We start from the raw sequence: 1,585 nt of genomic DNA on the forward strand, positions 1-1,585 counted from the left end.
GCCGACATGTGATCACCCCGTACAAAGGCCGCAACAAACCCGAGTCCCAGAAGGACGCCAACCGCGCCAACGCCCAACTCAAGACCTGGCACATCCTCCGCAAACTCCGCAGCTGCCCCCGCCGCGCTGGCCGGCTGGCTACTGTAGTACGGCAGCCGCACAGTGTGATCATGGGCGTGGGTCGTGATCAGGAAGACGGCCACCGCGTGATCAATTTCAAGGTGTGTTGGATCTCGAAGAAGACGCGGTGGCCGAGTCATGGACTGTAGTTGGTGATCGTCTTGCCCGGTGGCAGGCCGGGTTCGACGACGCGTTCGCGCTGGTGGCGGGTCGTTTCGTGCAAGCGGACTCCCGCCGCCGCGCGCGGATGTATCTGCTTGGGCTGCTCTCGGGTGCCGAGTGGAAGAACTCCTGGACGCTGGCCGAGCAGGCCGGTGACCTGACGCCGGACGGTATGCAGCGGTTGCTGAACTTCTACCGCTGGGACGCCGATGCGGTGCGCGACGATCTGCGCGCCTACGTGCTGGAGTACCTCGTTGACCCCAGTGGTGTCGTCGTCGGCGATGAGACCGGTTTCGTGAAGAAGGGCACCAAGTCCGCCGGGGTGCAGCGCCAGTACTCCGGCACCGCCGGGCGGATCGGGAACTGCCAGCTCGGCGTGTTCCTGACCTACGTGTCAGCCCAGGGTCGGGCGTTGATCGACCGCGAGCTCTACTTGCCGGTGTCGTGGACCGGGGACCGGGAACGCTGTGAGGAGGCCGGCATCGGTGCCGAGGTCGAGTTCGCGACCAAACCCGTACTGGCCCAGCGGATGTTGGGGCGCCTGCTCGACTCCGGTGTCGAGGTGGGATGGTTCACCGTGGACGAGGCCTACGGCGACAACCCGAGGGTCTGATTCACGAGGCATCATCAAGGGTTCACTCACGTTCACCCGTCCGGTCTTCTCCTTGCCTGTGGCACCCGGACGGATCGGGTCCCCTTGGGCTTCTTCCCTGAGCTTCGCACCCCGCAGTTACCCGCGACGCACGTCAGGGCGGAGACAGGCGCTGAGCACTCACCTGGAACTACGCATCCGACACAGCCGGACCTCCTACCTGCGTATTCACTCGACATGTGCGACCTCGTGTCGCACCGACCACTATCAGGTCCGCAAGTACGACGCCTGGTATCGGCACATCACCCTGTCCATGCTCGCGGCCGCGTTCCTCGCCGTCGCCGCCCACGAGGAACGAGTCCGCGGCGAAAAAAGGGGCACCAGAATCGAGATCGAGTACCTGATCCCGTTGTTCTGCAACGAAATCAGACGACTGTGGGCGAGACTGACCCGCCCCTCACACCCCGAAGCACATACCGATCACTGGTCAGACTGGCGACGACGCCACCAAACCCGAGCCCGTCACAGCCACTACCAGCGAAAACGCATCAAAACATCCCAGACTGCGGCCGTCGCGCCCTAGTTGTATCTGGCCATCAGGTTGGTGACAGTCGGCTGATGGGCGGGCAGCCTCCGAGCGCGCTGTGGCGGCGTCGAGTGTTGTAGTACTCGAGCCAGGGAGCAAGGGCGGCAGTGCGCTCGGTGTTGCTG

General features: G+C 64.4%; 1 protein-coding gene and 2 pseudogenes. 2 read left to right on the forward strand and 1 reads right to left on the reverse strand.

Going from position 1 to position 1,585, the window contains the following annotated elements:
* Positions 1-149 (forward strand): annotated as a pseudogene (locus FKR81_RS43025) (IS5/IS1182 family transposase); the annotation flags it as partial.
* A gap of 170 nt (positions 150-319) precedes the next feature.
* Positions 320-1,457, forward strand: a pseudogene (locus FKR81_RS46210) (IS701 family transposase).
* A 13-nt stretch (positions 1,458-1,470) separates the two neighbouring features.
* Here FKR81_RS46210 and FKR81_RS43040 read toward each other — a convergent pair.
* The coding region (locus FKR81_RS43040; RefSeq protein ID WP_146361360.1) for an integrase core domain-containing protein at positions 1,471-1,585 on the reverse strand (115 nt) is incomplete at its 5' end.

Origin of the sequence: Lentzea tibetensis (assembly GCF_007845675.1) — a bacterium.
In the GTDB taxonomy this organism is placed as follows: Bacteria; Actinomycetota; Actinomycetes; order Mycobacteriales; family Pseudonocardiaceae; genus Lentzea; species Lentzea tibetensis.